General features: G+C 57.9%; 15 protein-coding genes and 1 pseudogene. 9 read left to right on the top strand and 7 right to left on the bottom strand.

Going from position 1 to position 17,858, the window contains the following annotated elements; translation table 11 throughout:
• Positions 1 to 7 precede the first annotated feature (7 nt).
• Entirely contained in the window at positions 8 to 931 is a 924-nt protein-coding gene (locus tag DTP52_RS25455; protein WP_109755825.1) for a LysR family transcriptional regulator, read from the bottom strand.
• A 50-nt stretch (positions 932 to 981) separates the two neighbouring features.
• Here DTP52_RS25455 and DTP52_RS25450 point away from each other — a divergent pair, with 50 nt between their 5' ends.
• Both DTP52_RS25450 and DTP52_RS25445 read left to right on the top strand, forming a co-directional pair.
• Complete coding sequence (locus DTP52_RS25450) at positions 982 to 1,296, top strand: 3-phosphoglycerate kinase (RefSeq protein ID WP_109755824.1); 315 nt, start codon at positions 982 to 984, stop codon at positions 1,294 to 1,296.
• A 150-nt stretch (positions 1,297 to 1,446) separates the two neighbouring features.
• Positions 1,447 to 2,046 carry an FMN-dependent NADH-azoreductase gene (locus DTP52_RS25445; protein ID WP_109755823.1) on the top strand — a complete coding sequence of 200 codons (600 nt, stop codon included), beginning with the start codon at positions 1,447 to 1,449 and terminating at the stop codon, positions 2,044 to 2,046.
• Positions 2,047 to 2,219: 173 nt separating this feature from the next.
• On the opposite strand, the gene DTP52_RS25440 is transcribed toward DTP52_RS25445, so the two are convergent.
• Entirely contained in the window at positions 2,220 to 2,921 is a 702-nt protein-coding gene (locus DTP52_RS25440; protein ID WP_109755822.1) for a cyclase family protein, read from the bottom strand.
• A 162-nt stretch (positions 2,922 to 3,083) separates the two neighbouring features.
• On the opposite strand from DTP52_RS25440, the gene DTP52_RS25435 reads away from it, so the two are divergent.
• A complete protein-coding gene (locus tag DTP52_RS25435) occupies positions 3,084 to 3,950 on the top strand; it encodes a carboxylate/amino acid/amine transporter (RefSeq protein WP_109755821.1) in 867 nt (288 codons plus the stop codon).
• Between the two features lie 117 nt (positions 3,951 to 4,067).
• Here DTP52_RS25435 and DTP52_RS25430 read toward each other — a convergent pair whose 3' ends face one another.
• Positions 4,068 to 5,366: a mechanosensitive ion channel family protein gene (locus tag DTP52_RS25430; protein ID WP_109755820.1), complete on the bottom strand. Its 1,299-nt coding sequence runs from the start codon at positions 5,364 to 5,366 to the stop codon at positions 4,068 to 4,070.
• A gap of 193 nt (positions 5,367 to 5,559) precedes the next feature.
• Between DTP52_RS25430 and DTP52_RS25425 the strand changes: the two genes are divergently transcribed.
• The gene (locus DTP52_RS25425; RefSeq protein ID WP_109755819.1) at positions 5,560 to 6,906 is read left to right on the top strand and encodes a DEAD/DEAH box helicase; all 1,347 of its coding nucleotides are present in this window, start codon (positions 5,560 to 5,562) and stop codon (positions 6,904 to 6,906) included.
• 221 nt (positions 6,907 to 7,127) lie between these two features.
• Here the strand turns inward: DTP52_RS25425 and DTP52_RS25420 are convergent, their stop codons facing one another.
• The gene (locus tag DTP52_RS25420) at positions 7,128 to 7,400 is read right to left on the bottom strand and encodes a hypothetical protein (RefSeq protein WP_109755818.1); all 273 of its coding nucleotides are present in this window, start codon (positions 7,398 to 7,400) and stop codon (positions 7,128 to 7,130) included.
• Positions 7,401 to 7,739: 339 nt separating this feature from the next.
• On the opposite strand from DTP52_RS25420, the gene DTP52_RS25415 reads away from it, so the two are divergent.
• From DTP52_RS25415 to DTP52_RS25405, 4 genes and pseudogenes are all read left to right on the top strand, one after another.
• Complete coding sequence (locus DTP52_RS25415; RefSeq protein ID WP_109755817.1) at positions 7,740 to 10,226, top strand: sialidase family protein; 2,487 nt, start codon at positions 7,740 to 7,742, stop codon at positions 10,224 to 10,226.
• A 247-nt stretch (positions 10,227 to 10,473) separates the two neighbouring features.
• A pseudogene (locus DTP52_RS25410) lies at positions 10,474 to 13,317 on the top strand (hemagglutinin repeat-containing protein); the annotation flags it as partial.
• A gap of 6 nt (positions 13,318 to 13,323) precedes the next feature.
• Entirely contained in the window at positions 13,324 to 14,406 is a 1,083-nt protein-coding gene (locus DTP52_RS31755) for a hypothetical protein (RefSeq protein ID WP_371925647.1), read from the top strand.
• Complete coding sequence (locus DTP52_RS25405) at positions 14,403 to 14,795, top strand: hypothetical protein (RefSeq protein ID WP_109755816.1); 393 nt, start codon at positions 14,403 to 14,405, stop codon at positions 14,793 to 14,795. Before DTP52_RS31755 ends, DTP52_RS25405 begins: the two co-directional genes overlap by 4 nt.
• Before the next feature lie 170 nt (positions 14,796 to 14,965).
• Here the strand turns inward: DTP52_RS25405 and DTP52_RS25400 are convergent, their stop codons facing one another.
• Together DTP52_RS25400 and DTP52_RS25395 are read right to left on the bottom strand one after the other, a co-directional pair.
• The gene (locus DTP52_RS25400) at positions 14,966 to 15,238 is read right to left on the bottom strand and encodes a hypothetical protein (protein WP_109755815.1); all 273 of its coding nucleotides are present in this window, start codon (positions 15,236 to 15,238) and stop codon (positions 14,966 to 14,968) included.
• A 249-nt stretch (positions 15,239 to 15,487) separates the two neighbouring features.
• Complete coding sequence (locus DTP52_RS25395) at positions 15,488 to 16,219, bottom strand: thioredoxin family protein (protein WP_109755814.1); 732 nt, start codon at positions 16,217 to 16,219, stop codon at positions 15,488 to 15,490.
• A gap of 184 nt (positions 16,220 to 16,403) precedes the next feature.
• Here DTP52_RS25395 and DTP52_RS25390 point away from each other — a divergent pair, with 184 nt between their 5' ends.
• Positions 16,404 to 16,796 (top strand): transcriptional regulator, encoded by a 393-nt coding sequence (locus DTP52_RS25390; RefSeq protein ID WP_109755813.1) that lies wholly within the window; start codon positions 16,404 to 16,406, stop codon positions 16,794 to 16,796.
• A gap of 142 nt (positions 16,797 to 16,938) precedes the next feature.
• Here the strand turns inward: DTP52_RS25390 and DTP52_RS25385 are convergent, their stop codons facing one another.
• Positions 16,939 to 17,805 (bottom strand): DUF6279 family lipoprotein, encoded by an 867-nt coding sequence (locus DTP52_RS25385; RefSeq protein WP_109755812.1) that lies wholly within the window; start codon positions 17,803 to 17,805, stop codon positions 16,939 to 16,941.
• Positions 17,806 to 17,858: the final 53 nt, after the last annotated feature.

Here is a 17,858-nt window from a genome sequence, read left to right as displayed (position 1 = left end):
GTCCTTGTCAGGCTTGTTCAGGGGCGGCGAACGGCGCATCCAGCGGCGCGGTGTCGAAGGTGCGCAGCAATTCGATCAGGATTTGCGTGGCCGGGCCCAGGGGTTTTTCCTTGTTTGAAAAAAGATAGAAGGTCGAGTTGCGGCTGCCTCCCTGTTCCAAGGGTAGACGCTTGAGCAAGCCTTCCTTGAGTTCCCGTTCGATCATGTGCCGGGGCAACCAGGCGAATCCCAGGCCGCTGCCGACAAAGGAGGCGGCGGTGGCCAGGCTGCCCACGGTCCAGCGCTGTTCGGCGCCGAGCCAGCCGACGTCCCGGGGTTGCTGGCGGCCGGAATCGCGGATAACCACTTGCAACTGGCTTTCCAGGTCCTGGAAATTCAACTCGCGATTGAGGCGGTGCAAGGCATGCTCGGGGTGGGCCACCGCAATGAACTCCACATCGCTCAGTTCCGCGCCCAGGTAACCGGGAATGCTGAAGCCACTGATGGCCAGGTCGGCCACGCCTTCGAGCAGCACTTCTTCGACACCCGACAACACTTCTTCGCGCAGCCGCACCCGGCAGCCACGGCTTTGTGGCATGAACGCGGTCAAGGCGCGAACGAGGCGGGCGTTGGGGTAGGCCGCGTCGACCACCAGGCGCACTTCCGCTTCCCAGCCTTGCTCCATGTGGTGGGCCAGGTCTTCCAGTTGGCTGGCCTGTTTCACCAGTTGCCGCGAGCGGCGCAGCAGCACGCCGCCGGCTTCGGTCAACACGGCCTTGCGCCCATCGATGCGCAGCAACGGTACACCGAGCTGATCCTGCATGCGGGCCACGGTGTAGCTCACTGATGACTGGGAGCGATGCAGCACTTCGGCGGCCTGGGCGAAACCGCCATGGTCGACCACGGCCTGCAGGGTGCGCCATTGATCAAGGGTCACGCGGGGCGCTTTCATAATGAGCTCCTCTTGTCCTAAGCTGGCGGTCCCTTGGTGGAGACTGCCGAATGAAAAAAATCTGTTGTGCGGTGCTGGCCTTGCTGCCGCTGACTGCGTTTGCCTACCCGATCGATGTGGAAAAACACCTCAACGGCCTGAGCATCGACTACAACGCCTATGACACCGATGCCGATATCGGCTCTATCCAGGTGAACAACTACGGCAACGTCGACGCGGCCTGTACCGTGGTCTTCAACAATGGCCCCGAGGCGCCTCGTACCCGCAAGATCGAAGTCGCCGCCGGCAAGTTCAAGAACGCCACGGCCAAGTTCAACCGCAACATCATCAAGTTGCGCATCAAGCTGACCTGCCAGCCGAAATAACCTGGCAGAGGGGCAAGCGACATGGCTTGCTCCGCTTATAAACGAAATTATCGATGCTTTACAGCAGTTATTTGCGCTTTTTCATCGATAAGCTCGCGTTTAACCTTCACTCCATCGACTGACAACATTCTCAGATGGAGCCTACAAGCCATGTCCCGCGTTCTGATCATCGAAAGCAGTGCCCGCCAGCAAGACTCGGTTTCCCGTCAACTGACCCAGACCTTCATCAGCCAGTGGAAAGCTGCACACCCGGCCGACGAAATCAGCGTTCGCGACCTGGCCATCAATCCGGTGCCGCATCTGGATGCCAATCTGCTGGGTGGCTGGATGAAGCCTGTCGAGCAGCGCAACGAGGTTGAAAATGCCTCGCTGGAGCGCTCCAACCAACTGACCGATGAGCTGCTGGCCGCCGACGTACTGGTGATGGCTGCGCCGATGTACAACTTTGCCATCCCCAGCACTTTGAAAGCCTGGCTCGACCATGTACTGCGTGCCGGCGTGACGTTCAAATACACTCCAACCGGTCCCCAAGGCCTGCTGGCCGACAAGCGCGCCTTCGTGCTGACTGCCCGTGGCGGCATTCATGCCGGTGGCAGCACTGACCACCAGGAACCCTACCTGCGTCAGGTCATGGGCTTCATCGGGATCCACGACGTGACCTTCATCCATGCCGAGGGCATGAACCTGGGCGGCGACTTCCAGGAGAAGGGCCTGAATCAGGCCAACGCCAAACTGTCCCAGGTCGCCTGATCCGTTAATCCTCGGGTAATCGCCAGGTGGTCTAGTGTCCTGGCGCTTCCCTTCAAACCGTTTTGCGCATCGAACCTCCCTTTGCACTTATTGCTCCTGAGTGCATCAGCCCGATTGAACGCGTTAGCGAGATCGGGCTTTTTTTTGCCTCGATGATCTGCGCCTGACTGGGCTCAGGGTACAAACGCCATGACGGAAACAGGAGAGCCCGAACCCTTTTTCAGTCGAAGCACGCCAATCACCAGCGTCGTGCCTTTCGCGGGCAACTGATCGAGATTGGTCAGGCATTCCAGGACGATGCCCTCATTTGCCAGGATCTGGCTGTTGGTGGCGTAAACCGTGTCCTGGCCCGGATCGGCGCCATGGGTATCGATACCAACGCCAGCTATACGGCGTTCTTCAAGCAGAAATGTGGTGGTTGCAGCACCTATGCCGGGAAAGTGCGGGCCCTTGTCATCCGCATTGATAAAACGCCTGGGGTCGTCCCACAGGGTCTGCCACCCCGTGTAAAAAAGCACGACGCTGCCCTGATCGATGCGTCCGTGAGCCTGTTCCCATTTTTCGATGTCTTGGATGCCGATCACGTAATCTGGATTGTCCCGCGCCTGGATGCGTAGATCGATCACGACGGCCGGCCGGACCAGGGACGCCGGCTCATAGGCATCAATCCCGATGGCATTGGGGTGAAAGCTGTTCGGCGCGTTCATATGGGTTGCACTGTGCTCGCCCATGGCGAAACGGCGCAGGTAATACCCGTCCTTTTCCGGTGATGCCACCTCATCGAACGTCACCGGAGGATCGCCAGGCCAGAGCGGAATGTCCGGGCTGATGATGTGGCTGAGGTCGATGACTTTTCGAAAATCAATACGTTGCATGGAGGGGCTTCCTTATCCTTGGCGAAACTTTGAGCGATGCTGATCGGACAGTACTGCGCTCAGCCTTCCTGTGCATACCCGTGACCCGAAACTAGCGGCCCATCACGCTCGCGCCCATCCCTCAAAACCGCTATCTTCGCCGCCATTCGAAACGAGGGGCTTATGGGCTATCTACTTTTTGTGACGCTGATCCAGGCGTTTTCCTTCAGCTTGATCGGTGAGTACCTGGCCGGACATGTGGACAGTTATTTCGCGGTGTTGGTGCGGGTGCTGCTGGCCGGGCTGGTGTTCATTCCGCTGACGCGCTGGCGCCAGGTGGAGCCATCGTTCATGCGCGGCATGCTGTTGATCGGTGCCTTGCAGTTCGGCGTGACCTACGTATGCCTGTACTTGAGCTTCCGGGTCTTGACGGTGCCCGAGGTGCTGCTGTTCACCATCCTTACGCCTTTGCACGTGACCTTGATCGAAGACGCGTTGAACCGTCGCTTCAATCCCTGGGCGCTGATCGCGGCGCTGGTGGCCGTGGCCGGCGCGGCGGTGATTCGCTACGACCGGATCAACCCGGATTTCTTCATGGGCTTTTTGCTGCTGCAACTGGCCAACTTCACCTATGCGGCCGGACAGGTGCTGTACAAGCACCTGGTGGCCCGTCACCCGAGCGACCTGCCGCATTACCGGCGTTTCGGTTATTTCTATCTTGGTGCACTGATGGTGGCGTTGCCGGCTTTCCTGCTGTTCGGCAAGGCGGATTTCTGGCCCGAAGCGCCGCTGCAATGGGGCGTGCTGGTGTTCCTCGGCCTGGTCTCCACCGCGCTGGGGCTGTACTGGTGGAACAAAGGCGCGTGCCTGGTCAACGGCGGGACGCTGGCGGTGATGAACAACCTGCACGTGCCGGTAGGGCTGCTGGTGAACCTGCTGATCTGGAACCAGCACGAGGAACTTGGGCGATTGCTGCTGGGTGGGTCGGTGATACTGGTGGCGGTGTGGATCAGTCGGTTGGGCGTGCGCCAACCGCTAGTCACACGCTGACTCTCTGTGGGAGCGAGCCTGCTCGCGAAGGCGTCATATCAGTCGGTATATCTGTTGTCTGGCACTCCGCTTTCGCGAGCAGGCTCGCTCCCACAAGGGATCTTGGATGGTTGAGGGTCAGACCACCTGCTTCTGCGGCTCCGGCAGATGGCTCGCCCCCAGCACCGCCGGCAGCAGTCCCGAGCGCAGGTCCATGCCGCTCGGCTGCTGGTACAGGTTCAACCCGAACTCCGGCATCACGGCCAGCAGGTAATCGAAAATATCCCCCTGGATGCGCTCGTAGTCGGTCCACGCAGTGGTGCGGGTGAAGCAGTAGATTTCCAGCGGGATGCCTTGGGCGGTGGTCTGCATCTGCCGGACCATGCAGGTCATGTTCGGCTGGATTTCCGGGTGGCTCTTCAAATACGCCAGGGCATAGGCGCGGAAGGTGCCCAGGTTGGTCATTCGCCGACGGTTGGCCGACATCGCCGCGACGTTGCCCTGGGCCTCGTTCCAGGCCTTGAGTTCGGCTTGCTTGCGGCCGATGTAGTCGGTCAGCAGGCGAACCTGGGTCAGGCGCTGCTCTTCCTCGTCGTGCAGGAAACGCACGCCGCTGGCATCGATGAACAGACTGCGCTTGATCCGCCGTCCACCGGATTGCTGCATGCCGCGCCAGTTCTTGAACGATTCGGACATCAGGCGCCAGGTCGGGATCGAGACAATGGTCTTGTCGAAATTCTGCACCTTGACCGTGTGCAGCGTGATGTCCACCACGTCACCGTCGGCGCCGACCTGGGGCATCTCGATCCAGTCGCCGACCCGCAGCATGTCGTTGCTGGTCAACTGCACACTGGCGACGAACGACAGCAAGGTGTCCTTGTAGACCAACAGGATCACCGCCGACATCGCACCCAGGCCCGATAGCAACAACAGTGGCGAACGGTCGATCAGGGTGGCGACGATGATGATCGCCCCAAACACATACAGCACCATCTTCGTCAGTTGCACGTAGCCTTTGATCGAACGGGTACGCGCATGTTCGGTGCGTGCGTATACATCCAGCATGGCGCTGAGCAGGGCACTGAGGCTCAGCACCATGAACAAGATGGTGAAAGCCAGGGCGACATTGCCGAGGAAAATCATGCTGGTCTTGCTCAGTTCCGGCACCAGGTGCAGGCCGAACTGGATGATCAGTGACGGCGTCATCTGCGCCAGGCGATGGAACACTTTGTTCTGGCGCAGGTCGTTGACCCAGTTCAGGGCCGGTTGGCGCCCCAGCAACTTGGCGGCATGCAAAATCAGGTAGCGCGCCACGCGCCCAAGCACCAGGGCGATGACCAGCAGCAACACCAGGGCGAGGCTGGAATGCAGGAGCGGGTGCTGGTCAAGGGCACCCCAGAGGTCTTGGATGTTGACCCAGAGTTGTTTGATGTCCATGGACGAAACGGTTCTTCTATAAAGATGCGACGTGGCGATTAGAGCATTTAAGCCTGCTCAAGTGACCGTTGATGCAATAACGGCTGATAAAAATGCACTGATTTACCGCCGTTTGTATAAAGAAACTCGGCCTTCGCGCTCGAAACCGTTACCCTATGCAGCTGTTTTTTTGCATTTCTTCGAGGTAGCACCCGTGTTTTCCCAATTCGCCCTGCACGAACGCCTGCTCAAAGCCGTGGCCGAGCTTAAATTTGTCGAGCCAACGCCGGTGCAGGCAGCGGCCATTCCGCTCGCGCTCCAGGGGCGTGACCTGCGGGTGACGGCGCAGACCGGCAGCGGCAAGACCGCCGCGTTCGTGCTGCCGATCCTCAACCGCCTGATCGGCCCGGCCAAGGTCCGCGTCAGCATCAAGACCCTGATCCTGTTGCCGACCCGTGAACTGGCCCAGCAGACCTTGAAGGAAGTGGAGCGTTTCTCGCAGTTCACCTTCATCAAGTCCGGCCTGATCACCGGCGGCGAAGACTTCAAGGTCCAGGCCGCCATGCTGCGCAAGGTGCCGGACATCCTGATCGGCACCCCAGGGCGGATGATCGAGCAGTTGAACGCCGGCAACCTCGACCTCAAGGAAGTCGAAGTACTGGTGCTGGACGAAGCCGACCGTATGCTCGACATGGGCTTTGCCGAAGACGTGCAGCGCCTGGTGGACGAATGCGTCAACCGCCAGCAGACCATGTTGTTCTCCGCCACCACCGGCGGTTCGGGCCTGCGCGAGATGATCGCCAAGGTGCTGAACAACCCCGAGCACTTGCAGCTCAACGCGGTCAGCCAACTGAACTCCACCACCCGCCAGCAGATCATTACCGCCGACCACAACCAGCACAAAGAGCAGATCGTGAACTGGTTGCTGGCCAACGAGACCTACGAAAAAGCCATCGTGTTCACCAACACCCGGGCCATGGCCGACCGTATCTATGGCCGCCTGGTGGCCCAGGAATACAAGGCGTTCGTCCTGCACGGCGAGAAAGACCAGAAGGACCGCAAGTTGGCCATCGACCGCCTCAAGCAGGGCGGGGTGAAAATCCTCGTCGCCACCGACGTCGCCGCCCGCGGCCTGGACGTGGAAGGCCTGGACATGGTCATCAACTTCGACATGCCCCGCAGCGGCGACGAGTACGTGCACCGCATCGGTCGTACCGGTCGTGCCGGTAACGATGGCCTGGCGATCTCGCTGATCTGCCACGGCGACTGGAACCTGATGTCGAGCATCGAGCGCTACCTCAAGCAGAGCTTCGAGCGCCGCACCATCAAGGAAGTCAAAGGCACCTACGGCGGACCGAAGAAGGTCAAGGCCTCGGGCAAGGCTGTTGGCGTGAAGAAGAAAAAGGTCGACGCCAAGGGCGACAAGAAGAAAACCGGCGCCAAGGCCCCGACCAAGCGCAAGACCGCCAACCGCCCGAAGAGCGACGCTCCATCGCTGGTCAGCAAGGACGGCATGGCCCCGCTCAAGCGCCGCAAGCCAGAGGCACCGGCGGCTGAGTGAGTCGGCGTTAGTGCTTGATAAAAAACCGGACGTTGAGTCCGGTTTTTTTATGGGTAACTGAATCTGACGCAAAACCCCGTGGCGAGGCAGATTTGTGGGAGCAAAGCTTGCTCGCGACACAGACGCCTCGATTTCTGAAAGACCGCATCGCCTTCATCGCGGGCAAGCCTTGCTCCCACAAATCCCCTCGCCACCAAAGCGGGTTGTGCGGCTTTGGCTGATCACCCAGCCTTCTTCTCTGCGTTCTTCAACTCTTCCAGACGCTTATCGATCAACTGGCACTTGTCCGGCAAATCCTTGCTGGCGGTTTTCAGGTCCATGTTCTGCAACTCGTCGTTGATCTCCTTGGCCTTGGCCGGGTTCTGCTCGGTGAGTTTGCTCACTTCCTGGGCCAGTTGCTCTCGCTTGGCGGTGGCTTCCTCGGGGGTGCAGGCCCAGGCGGGCAGGGCGCAGGTAAGGGTGGCGGCCAAGGTGAGTTTCAAGAGGGTTTTCATGGCAGGGCCTCATATTCCTTGTTGGGCAGGTAATGGGTTGAGGCCCGGGTTGGCTGGAAAGTTCATCTTGAGTCGCCACCGCTTGAGGTCTTTTTTGGCGTTCTCCTAGCCGATATTAAACAGTCGACTACCATGGAGGATGCGCCTGCCGCACATCCGCTGCAAAACACGGAGCGTGCCTGCAGTCGATGCCTTCCACCCCATGCGTATCCCCGAATAACAACGGAGGTGAGTTGAACCTGGACACTTCGCTGTCGGTATCGATCACGCTTTAGCAATGGAATAATTACCCAGGCACACGTATGGCCTGGAGTAGCCACTCACTCAAGGAATGAATCTATGAGCGTTAAAGCAATACTCAGTCGGCTGATGTTGTGCTTGTGTGGTTTATTTATTATCTCCTCGGCCTATGCGGAGAGTGTGATTGTTGCGACGCCGCAACAAGGCGTGGGGATCGAAGTCAATGTATTTGATAATCCAGATGCCTCAAGTGGCAAACCCTCTTCAACGAGCGTGGTGCGCTACAGTTCATCGTACTTTGTCCCCGTGGTGCAGTCGTTCAAGGGCAAGGTCTACATGTTCTGGGCCAGCAACAATGATCAAAAAAATATCTATTTTTCCTCTTCAGCAGAGGGGAAGGTCTGGTCCGCGCCGAAGCCCATCCCGGTCGATAACATCTACAGTGGCGTCTCCGCCACCGTCTTCAAGCAAAAACTGGTACTGACCTTTGCCGACGCCCCGCGCCAACAGTTAAAGAGCATCAGTTCCGACGACGGCATCAATTGGTCACCTGTTGATTCGATCAATACTCGCCATACCGCCCTGAATAACAAAGCCGTCGTGTACAACGGCCAGTTGTTCGTTTTGTATAACGAAAACGGCGGCAAGGCTGTTTACTACGTGACCTACGATGGCCTTAAGTGGAGTCCGGAAAAAACAGCGTTTCAGGAAACCGCCGACACGATCTTGAACCTGGTACCCGTGGTCTATAACGGTGACTTGAGGGTCTATTACACTTTTTTTAACGGCGGCCTGTTCGAACGCACTTATGACCGGGGTGGTAACTGGGGTGCGAAGCAGGGGCTGACCGGTATACCTGAAAAGGGCTTCCTCAACAGCGCTGCGATGGTCAATGAGCGCCTGTTCATCAGCAGTGGCGCCACTACTTTTTATTCAACCGATGGCCTCAAATGGGCGCCCTATTTCGCTTTTTCCGGGCGTTCTGCCTATCCCTCGGGATTGGGCGTTTCCTATGGCATTACCGAAAACGATCTAACCGTACGCAACCCGCAACTACCGTCGGACCTGGCCACAGGCCTCAGCCATACCGACTATGCCACTTTCGCCTGGCGGAGCTTTTTCGCACTGAACAATACGGCCAAGGCGCCGTTGCCGGCCAACCGTGGCGTCGGCAACCCTGCCAGCAGCTTTGCAGATTCGGGCAAGGTGCCACAATCTCCAAGCCCTTTGTTGTGGCAAACCTTCGCTCACCGCACCGAGTTGTTTCCAGCGGGACCAGAAAAAAACACTGCAGGTGGTCCGACGCGTCCGTTTGGTTCTGACCCGCAATACAGCTATATCAAATTCCCCAACGGTATTCGTTTGGCGCCAGGCGCTACCTTTAACCATTACAACAACCTGGATGAAGCAACCCAAATAGGACAAAACGCTATTTTCTTCCCGGTCAATCCGCCAAATGTGGCGAAGACAGGGAGCGATTATGCCCCTTCAAACGACAGCCAGATCCTGTTCGAGGCCAAGGCGAACCCCGTTGTCTACGAGTATGCGAAAGGCCTGAGCAGCTTCCCGGATACTCATGTAGTACTGCCCGACGGCGCGCTGGAGGTCAAGGCGACATGGCGCAAGCTGGCAGACATCCCGGTACAGAATCGTGGGCGCTACCATACGGCGACGGTGGTGACTTATAAGGGCCTCGACAGTGACCCTGTGGCGCAAAACGAAGACTACGCACTGGTCGCCTTGCATATCATCCATAAGACGCCCAACTACCCGACCTTCATCTTCGCCACGTTCGAGCACGAGGACGCCCTGACGCTGGCCGACGGTAAATCACCAACCGGGCTCTACTACATCGCCAACTACAACAAGATTGATTATCCCGGCTTCGCTATAAACAATCCCCCGACCGCCACCTTCTCTGACGGCAACAAGACCTACACGGTTTCCCTGCCGAAGGCGGGCGATGTCGCAAACGCAGCCCTTATTCCGCCGGTCTACTCCGGCCGTAACGGGATCCCCGAAGGGCAGGCCGGCCCGATCCGGGTCGTGCAACCGCTCACCATGCATTCCGAAGTTGCAGCGGTGAACAATCAGGTCAAGCAGCTGATGGACGGCAGCAGCGAATTCAATAATTCGGTCTGGAAGCACTATCAGCTCAAAGGGGTGCAGGCCATCCCGTCGAGCACTCAAACCGACCCGGATTATTACCTGGCCAATATCATGGTCGAAAGCAGCCAGCCGGGAATCCAGCTGTTTCGCGGGAGCAACGTATTCCCCATCCCGAATAACAACACCCTGACCAATGCGCGCAACCAACCGAACATCAAGGTGCCGGATTATGATCACAGCACTCAAAGCCTGACCATGGGCGGTTGCATGGGGTGTCACGGCATCGCCCAGAGCTCGCTCAAACAAGGTTTCAGTTTCCTGTTCGATGCCATCAATCCCACGCTCAGCAAAGGTGTCACCGGCTTTGCGGGCCCAGAGACCGTAGGTTTACCTGATCCGCGGACCTCGAAGGCAAGGGCCCTGAAATATTCGTTTGGTCCTCGGAATACGGAGGCAGTCGAGGAGGCAAACAAGTAGTCGTAAACCTCTTCGAAGCAGGAAAACCCCGCTTTCTGAGGCGGGCGCCATAGCCCTTTCGATAAAAAACCGGACCTTGAGTCCGGTTTTTTATGGGATGGACGAGGGCTACAGCTCAAGCACGAGGTCGTGGACGAGTGCTGCTGGTTCGATTTGTAGGAGGTTTCCAGATCGGTCTCGGGACCTTTCGTACCTCCGTACCGGAGCCATCTGATTTCAGACGAATGGTTCCAGCAATAGCCTCAAAGGGCAAAACGGCCTGTTTCGCTTGAGTGGTCAAGGGGGATCGGCCCAGCAAGCGACCCAAACCAATACCGGGCCACAAAGCTGGAGCATGAGCAGCGCATCGATCAGCACCGCCCAGCGTCAGCAAGACTTGCCGGATACCCAGACGCGTAGCATACAGATCGGTACTAGTGCCCCAGTGGTTTCCAGTGATCGACAACTGACCGCGACCACTCGTCAAACCACCGACAGTAATGTCAGTGCCAGTGCCCTCAACGTCAGTGCGCCCATAGAAAGCGGCGGCCACTCAACGCCAATGCCGGCCCACAACAGCGGCCCTGTCGCCGTTACCCAAGTGGGCGCCGTCAATGTCGATGGCGCCAGCTCGACCCCAACCACCAACCTCGTCCCGCTGGCGGGGAATGTGGTCACCACGCCAATGGCCAGCCAGACCGTCACGCGGGTTCAGGGTCTGCCGGACACCTCGTTCAAAACCAACCCACAGAAATACCTCATCGAAACCAACCCGGTGCTCACCGACCTCAAGCCGTTCATGAGCTCGGACTACCTGCTGGAAAAGCTCGGCTACGACCCGGATGTCAGTGCCAAGCGTCTAGGCGATGGTTTCTATGAGCAGAGGATGATCCAGGAAGCCGTCGTCGCCCGCACCGGCCAGCGCTTCATCGACGGCCAGACCTCCAACGAGGACATGTTCAAGTACCTGATGAACAACGCCATCGCCAGCAAGCAAGAACTTGGCTTGTCGATGGGCGTGACGCTGACCTCAGAGCAAGTCGCGGCGCTGACCCACGATATTGTCTGGCTTGAAGAGCACGTGGTGAATGGCGAGAAAGTCTTGGTGCCGGTGTTGTATATGGCCCAGGTCAACAATCGGCTGGCGCCTAATGGGGCGTTGATTCAGGGGGCGGATGTTCAACTGATTGCCGGGCAGGATCTGAAAAATTCCGGGACGTTGCGTGCGACCAATAACCTCAGTGCCTCGGCGGGTAACGATCTGGTTAACAGTGGGCTGATTGAGGCGGGTGATCGGCTGGATCTGTTGGCGGGTAATAACATCGTTAACAAGGCCGGTGGTGTTATTGCTGGACGTGATGTGGGCATGGTCACCCTCTTGGGAGACGTGATCAATGAGCGTTCTGTTAGCGCCACCGGTGACAACACGCATCTGCATCGAGAGTTCGTAGACAGTGCCGCGCGTATCGAAGCTGCTAATGACCTGAGTATCAATGCTGGGCGCGATTTCATCAGCAGCGGCGGTGTGCTCGATAGTGGACGAGACACCAGCATCGATGCTGGTCGGGATGTGAATATCGTCACAGCTGAACAGCGCAACAGCGGAAATCTCGGAAAGCAGACCTCCAGCATCACTCAATACGGTTCCACGCTCGACATCGGCCGGGACCTGACTATCCGTGCGGGTCGAGACCTTGCCGAAATTGGCAGTCAGATCGAAGCCAAGCGTGACATCGGTATGACGGCCGTCGAAAACATCCTGCTGAGTTCCGCAGCGGATGAAACCCACTCCTATTCCAAGTCCAAGAAACTCACGACGCAGGAAGACCACGTCAAGCAAGTCGGTAGCAGCTTGAAGGCGGGCGGTGACGTCACCCTCGACGCCGGTAAGAACATGACGCTGATCTCGACCCGCATCACGGCTGGCGACGAAGCCTACCTGATAGCCGGTAACAAACTTGAACTGCTGGCTGCGCAGGACAGTGATTACTCCCTGTATGACAAGAAGAAAAAGGGCAGTTGGGGCAGTAAGCAAACACAGCGTGACGAGGTTACCAAGGTTGTCAATGTCGGAAGCGAGATCACGACGGGGGGCGATCTGACTCTGGTGAGTGGGGGTGACCAGCGATACCAAGCGGCCAAGCTCAACAGCGGTAATGACCTGATCGTGGACAGCGGCGGCGACATCACCTTCGAGGCTGTGAAGGACCTGCATCAGGAGAGTCACGAGAAAAGCAAGTCCAGCGCCGCGTGGTTCAGCATGAAGGGCAGCGGCCGCACGGATGAGACGGTTCGTCAGAGTGAACTGACTGCTCAAGGCGACTTGGTCATCAATGCGGTTGGCAAGATTCATGCGGATGTGCTGCAGGTCAACAAGCAGACGGTCAGTGAGTCCATCGATGCGATGGTCAAGGCCGATCCAAAACTGGCTTGGCTCAAGGAGCTTGATGAGCAGGGGGGTGTTGACTGGCGGCAAGTGCAGGAGATCCACACCAGCTTCAAGTACGCGAACTCGGGCCTGGGTCCGGCTGCGCAGATGATAATCGCCATTCTGATGACGGTGCTGCTCGGCCCTGCTGGTGCTGGCCTTGGCGGCTGGGCCTTGGCAGGTGCGTCCAGTCTGGCAACCACCGGTACGGTTGCGACCATCAATAACAAAGGAGGCATAGGCGCCGGTTATAAAGCCGTTCTTAGTAGGGATGGCCTTACCAACGCCGCGATTGCAGCGATCACTGCCGGTGTAGCCGAGAACTATCTGGGCGATATGACCATGACCAAGCAGGTCAATGGCAAGACGGTGATTGACTTAAGTTCGATCGAAGCTGTCAGCCATTTTGCGGGTCAGCAACTGATCAACAACGCATCTGCTGCTGCGATCGCCAAAGCTTTCGGTCGAGACGTTACGTTAGCGGGCATCCTGCAGTCGGCGGTCTACAACACCTTGGCGGCTTATTCCTTTGACCAGGTAGGTAACCTCGGCCTGAAGACCGGCAGTCCGGAGAAGATCGCCCTGCACGCCTTGGTAGGCGGCATGATCGCCGAAGCGTCGGGCAGCGACTTCGCTGTCGGTGCGATGGCGGCGGGTGTGAACGAGACGTTCGCTAACCAGTTGCGGCGGATGTCGGCTCAGATGAGTCCGGAGAACCGTGACCATCTTATGCTCATGTCTTCGCAATTACTGGGTGTTGTGGCTGCCGCAGCTGTGGCTGGCGATGATGCGAATAGCCTGCAGACCGGCTCGTATGTGGCTGGCAATGCGACCCAGTACAACAATCTCAATCACCACGACATGAGTGACTTTGTCGGGGACATGAATGCCTGCGGTAGCAACGAGGCTTGTCAGAAAAACACGTGGATAGGGGGGAAGTACGAACAGATCAGTAACGAAATCACCGATTGGTCGGATAAGGCCGTCAGCGGCGCGTTTGCCAAATCCTTGTTGACTTCGATCCAGGGCGGGCTGACTGCTCTGAGGGATCTCAATTGCACGACCGCGACCTGCACGCAGTACAAGGATACTTTGACCGAGCGTGCATTGAACGATCTGACGAATCTGGCGAAGGTCACCGACCAGTGGGAAAACGCCACAAGCTTGGCCTCGTTGGTTATACCAGGCTCTGGCGGTGCGCGTGGTCCTGGCGCTGGTGAAGGAGGGCTTTCGCCTAGGGTTCAGGCGGCTTTGGATAAGTTTACGGAAGCCAAGGCCATACGTACGGGAGCTTCTACGGGCAAAAATAGCAATCCCTGGAGCGCCGTCACCGACTCAGAGGCTGCGGTAAGCGGCTTGCCTAAAATCGGTTCATTGAAGGGGGAGGCAGAAATCCCTCCACCCAATGCTCCACCGGATATGGTTCGATCCATTCAGCGACAGAATGAAGCTGCGAGAGAGTTTGCAAAAGCTGGTTATGACGTCGAGCAATTACCCAACCAAGGGAGTAAAGGCGAAGCGCGTCCTGATCTTCGAATAAATGGAGAGCTCGCTGATGTATATTCACCGACTTCGACGAGCGCTATCTCGGTGTTGAAAACTGTTGCTTATAAAGTACAAAAGCAAGCTGATAATATTGTTATCAATCTTGCGGACTCACCGTTGAGTATCGAGGCGATAGAGCAGGCATTGAAAGTGAACCCTATTGACAAGCTGAAACGGTTGTTTGTTATGAAGGGTGACAACAAGCGGATCATTGAGGTTCAGCGATGACGATCACTATGTTCATGGAAATTGAGGCTGGCGCCACGCTGGAAACTATCCGGCATATTGTGCAGGACGTAGCCAGTGCTGTAACGGTGGAGAAAAACTCGTTAGAAGGCTATTTTTCCGATTCGAACAGTTTCTTTTATTTTGAATTGGTTGAACCGCCTAGTACCGTGTCGGCTGAGGGCTGGGTCGTGGATTGGCTTGTCGGTGTCATGGGGGCGTTTCATTGCCCCCTGCATGAACTGGAGCAGAGTTGGCGCGAGATTAAATATGTCATGGAAGCGTTATCTTTGAAATCTTCGGCGCGCTTTGTTCTTTCCTTTCAATACGATAGCGTCTATGCGTTCAATGAAGGGGAAGGTGTGGTGTATAAAAAAAGTATGGTTGTTTAATGGACGCGGATTCAAGAGAGTCTGGAAAAGGGGGCTACACATCGATCAAGCGAGGACACAGCCCGAGCGAATCGTAGACGCCAAGTCTGCAGGGTTAAACTCTGTAAAGGTCTCAATAATTTTGCTCTCGCGCATGTGAAAAACGGGCGACCAAAGGTCGCCCGTTTTCGTTACTCAGCAGCCTGTACCCGCAACCGTCTCCCAATCACATCCATCACATCACACCCATCTCGTAACGCTATCGTCAGCATCTTGCAAAAGTCAGAAAGCACCACCGTATCGGAGCTGATATCCGAGCGGAACGCGATGTTTTCCAGCAGTTGGGTCACGGTGCGGATGCGGTAGTCGGCGGTTTCGAAGAGGACGTCGAGCGGAGCTTCGGTGTCGATGAGCAGGGTGGCCGGGGTGCAGTCGATTCCGGTGATGGGCATGTATCTGGTCATAAGCAGAGCCTCGAAAGTTGATGAGTCTCTCTGTAGATCGGGTCGCCAAACCCGGTCGCCTTTTTGGGTGACGAGGGACTATAGGGCGATCCGCTCTTGAGCTACAAGACACCGCTTTCCGTGCTTCATGTAGGACGTTTGGCCTGGCAGTTGTCGGCTTTGGCTGAGGTAAAGCAAACGACTGCTGCGCAGTCGAGCGGGAGCAAGCTCCCTCGCCACAGGGGGCGGTGCTCGACTTGGGTTGGCGTATCAGCCATGGCAGCAGCCATGGGGCTTGGCCTCTTCGTATTTATCGTGATGCCGCACCCAGTCCATGATTTCGTCTTCGTTGCGGCCCTTGGGCGTCAGGTCGAGGTAGTTGTAGGTGCCGACCAATATGTCCAGGCCGCGGGCATAGGTGGAGTAGGTGTGGAAGATGTCGCCGGCTGCGTTGCGATAGAAGACGCTCAGGCCGGGGAGTTCGCCTTCGGTGGTGTCGGTTTTTTCGTAGTTGTAGGTGGCTTTTCCGGTGGCGGTGTCTTCGGTTTTGAAGCTGACGCCGAAGTTGTAGTTGAAGTCGCTGCCGTTGGACGAGACCCAGTCGAAGGCCCAGCCCATGCGGCGTTTGAAGGCTTGGAATTCGGCGAACGGGGCGCGGGAGACGGCCACCACGGCCACGTCATGGTGGGCCAGGTGTTGGTTGGCGCCGTCGATGTGGTCGGACAGGAACGAGCAGCCTTGGCAGCCTTCGGTCCAGCCGGGGCCGAACATGAAGTGGTAGACGATCAGTTGGCTGCGGCCGTTGAATAGGTCGGCCAGGCTCAGTTCGCCGTGGGGGCCTTGGAAGCGGTAGGGTTTGTCGATTTTTACCCAGGGCAGGGCGCGGCGTTCGGCGCTGAGTTTATCCCGTTCGCGGGTGAAGGCTTTTTCGTGGGCCAGGTGTTGGCGGCGGGCGGCGAGCCATTCTTCCCGCGAGACGACTGGATGATTCTCTACGTTCATGGTGATTTCTCCTGTGGCTGAGCTGCGAAATCGGCTTTCAACAGGTGGTCGTTCGGCCTTGGAAGAATTCGACAGGCCGTTGGTCGGCTCAAGACGGAGACCGCCCGGAAACCCGGCTGAACGGCGACGCAGCGCCTCGGTCACACCTTAAGTAGGCATCTCACTCTTTGGAGGATGGACCAGGATGACGACTTATAACTGGGACTTGATCGAACGGTTGTTGCACGAAGTGCAGAACGGCGCCGGCCACAGCTTTACCCCTCGGCCTTATGCGGAGCAGTACGCGGCGGAGAAAGCAGCCGCAGGCGAGGCGATCGAGAACCTCGATCATCTGAAAGCGGTCGCCGGGGAGTACGAAAAGTTGTTGCTGGAGCGTGGCTATATCGAGCCGCGGCCGGAGGAAGAGGGCGGTAATGGCGAAAATTTTGTGCTGACGCCCCGTGGCTCGAGGTTGTTGAGCCTGATCGACAGCAGCATTCCGGGCAATGATCATCCGCGCCAGGTGTTGGATGAGCAGGAAGATGCGCTGGATGAGTTTACCTTTGATGATTTGGCTTCGAAGGCGCAGATTGCCTGACAGGTCTGCATCGATTCCTGATGTGGGAGCGAGCCTGCTCGCGATAGCGGCCTGACAGTCATAGATAAGTTGCCTGTCGGAATGCTATCGCGAGCAGGCTCGCTCCCACATAGGATCTCTGTGTTTTCAAGTTCGTGCTTATTCAGCTTTGTGCCGCTTTCAGGCACTTCAAGTCAGTGAAGTCCTTCTTCACCCCGTCGATTTTCTTCAGCAGCTGTTCGCGCTGGGCTGGGGTGCTTTCGGCCATCAGGTCCACCAGGAGGCTGCGGGCCTGGGCTTCGGTTTTGCTGAAGGCCTCGCGGTAGGCGGGGGTCCAGAGGCTTTCGCGGTTGACCAGCAGTTGCTCGATGCGTTTGGGGAAGTCGGGGCTGTGGCGTTGGGCCACGGCTTCGCTGAACTGGTTTTGCCAGTGGGCGCGGTTGGCGATCCATTGCTGGTTCTGGTCGCCCAGGGCAGTGGACCAGGCCATTACCCGTTGGCGCTGGGCGTCGTTGAGTGGGCCGAGCCAGTCGTCCAGGCGTTTGACCATGCGTTCGCTGCGCTCCTGGATCTGTTCCTGCAACGTCGGCTTGAGGTATTGCTGCTGGCGTTTGCGCTGGTCCTTGACGAAGGCTGCGTCCATGTCGTCGACCTGGTCGTCGCTCAAGCCTTGCAGCAGTTCAATGGCCGAGGGGGTGATTTCCCGGGCGGTCTCGGCGATGGCGGCCTTGGCTTCCCGGGTACGCTGTTGCAGGGCTTCGTCGGTCACCTGGTCGGTTTGCACCATGGTCTTGAGGCGATCCAGCCAGTCGAGGTAGCCGGGCAGTTGCGTGGTGCAATGCCAGCTCAGGTGCTCCTTGAGGCGTTCGTTGAACCAGTCTTTTTTCTCGCCGTTGATCTCCAGGTAGTCGTTGAGGGTCCAGGGGATGATCAGGTCGAGGTTGCGGTAGGCCAGGCCTACACGGCTGCAGGCGGTAAGCGTCAACAGCAGGGCGATGAACATGGCAGTGCGAGTCAACCAGCGCGGCATGAGCGAGTCCTTGCGAAGGCGTAGGTGCTTTGTTTGAGCATGGCAGGCGCGCG

It is taken from the genome of Pseudomonas sp. 43mfcvi1.1, assembly GCF_900115935.1.
In the GTDB taxonomy this organism is placed as follows: domain Bacteria; phylum Pseudomonadota; class Gammaproteobacteria; order Pseudomonadales; family Pseudomonadaceae; genus Aquipseudomonas; species Aquipseudomonas bijieensis.
The sequence above is the reverse complement of the archived record's forward strand: the minus strand, read 5'-3'. Positions and strand labels throughout refer to the sequence as shown.

Excerpts from the sequence above, each read along its gene's own strand:
- DTP52_RS25430 (WP_109755820.1), bottom strand. The coding sequence starts at position 5,366 with ATGGACATCAAACAACTCTGGGTCAACATCCAAGACCTCTGGGGTGCC.
- DTP52_RS25455 (WP_109755825.1), bottom strand. The coding sequence starts at position 931 with ATGAAAGCGCCCCGCGTGACCCTTGATCAATGGCGCACCCTGCAGGCC.
- DTP52_RS25390 (WP_109755813.1), top strand. The coding sequence starts at position 16,404 with ATGACGACTTATAACTGGGACTTGATCGAACGGTTGTTGCACGAAGTG.
- DTP52_RS25435 (WP_109755821.1), top strand. The coding sequence starts at position 3,084 with ATGGGCTATCTACTTTTTGTGACGCTGATCCAGGCGTTTTCCTTCAGC.
- DTP52_RS25400 (WP_109755815.1), bottom strand. The coding sequence starts at position 15,238 with ATGACCAGATACATGCCCATCACCGGAATCGACTGCACCCCGGCCACC.
- DTP52_RS25440 (WP_109755822.1), bottom strand. The coding sequence starts at position 2,921 with ATGCAACGTATTGATTTTCGAAAAGTCATCGACCTCAGCCACATCATC.
- DTP52_RS25395 (WP_109755814.1), bottom strand. The coding sequence starts at position 16,219 with ATGAACGTAGAGAATCATCCAGTCGTCTCGCGGGAAGAATGGCTCGCC.
- DTP52_RS25415 (WP_109755817.1), top strand. The coding sequence starts at position 7,740 with ATGAGCGTTAAAGCAATACTCAGTCGGCTGATGTTGTGCTTGTGTGGT.
- DTP52_RS25385 (WP_109755812.1), bottom strand. The coding sequence starts at position 17,805 with ATGCCGCGCTGGTTGACTCGCACTGCCATGTTCATCGCCCTGCTGTTG.
- DTP52_RS25445 (WP_109755823.1), top strand. The coding sequence starts at position 1,447 with ATGTCCCGCGTTCTGATCATCGAAAGCAGTGCCCGCCAGCAAGACTCG.
- DTP52_RS25405 (WP_109755816.1), top strand. The coding sequence starts at position 14,403 with ATGACGATCACTATGTTCATGGAAATTGAGGCTGGCGCCACGCTGGAA.
- DTP52_RS31755 (WP_371925647.1), top strand. The coding sequence starts at position 13,324 with ATGTCGGCTCAGATGAGTCCGGAGAACCGTGACCATCTTATGCTCATG.
- DTP52_RS25420 (WP_109755818.1), bottom strand. The coding sequence starts at position 7,400 with ATGAAAACCCTCTTGAAACTCACCTTGGCCGCCACCCTTACCTGCGCC.
- DTP52_RS25450 (WP_109755824.1), top strand. The coding sequence starts at position 982 with ATGAAAAAAATCTGTTGTGCGGTGCTGGCCTTGCTGCCGCTGACTGCG.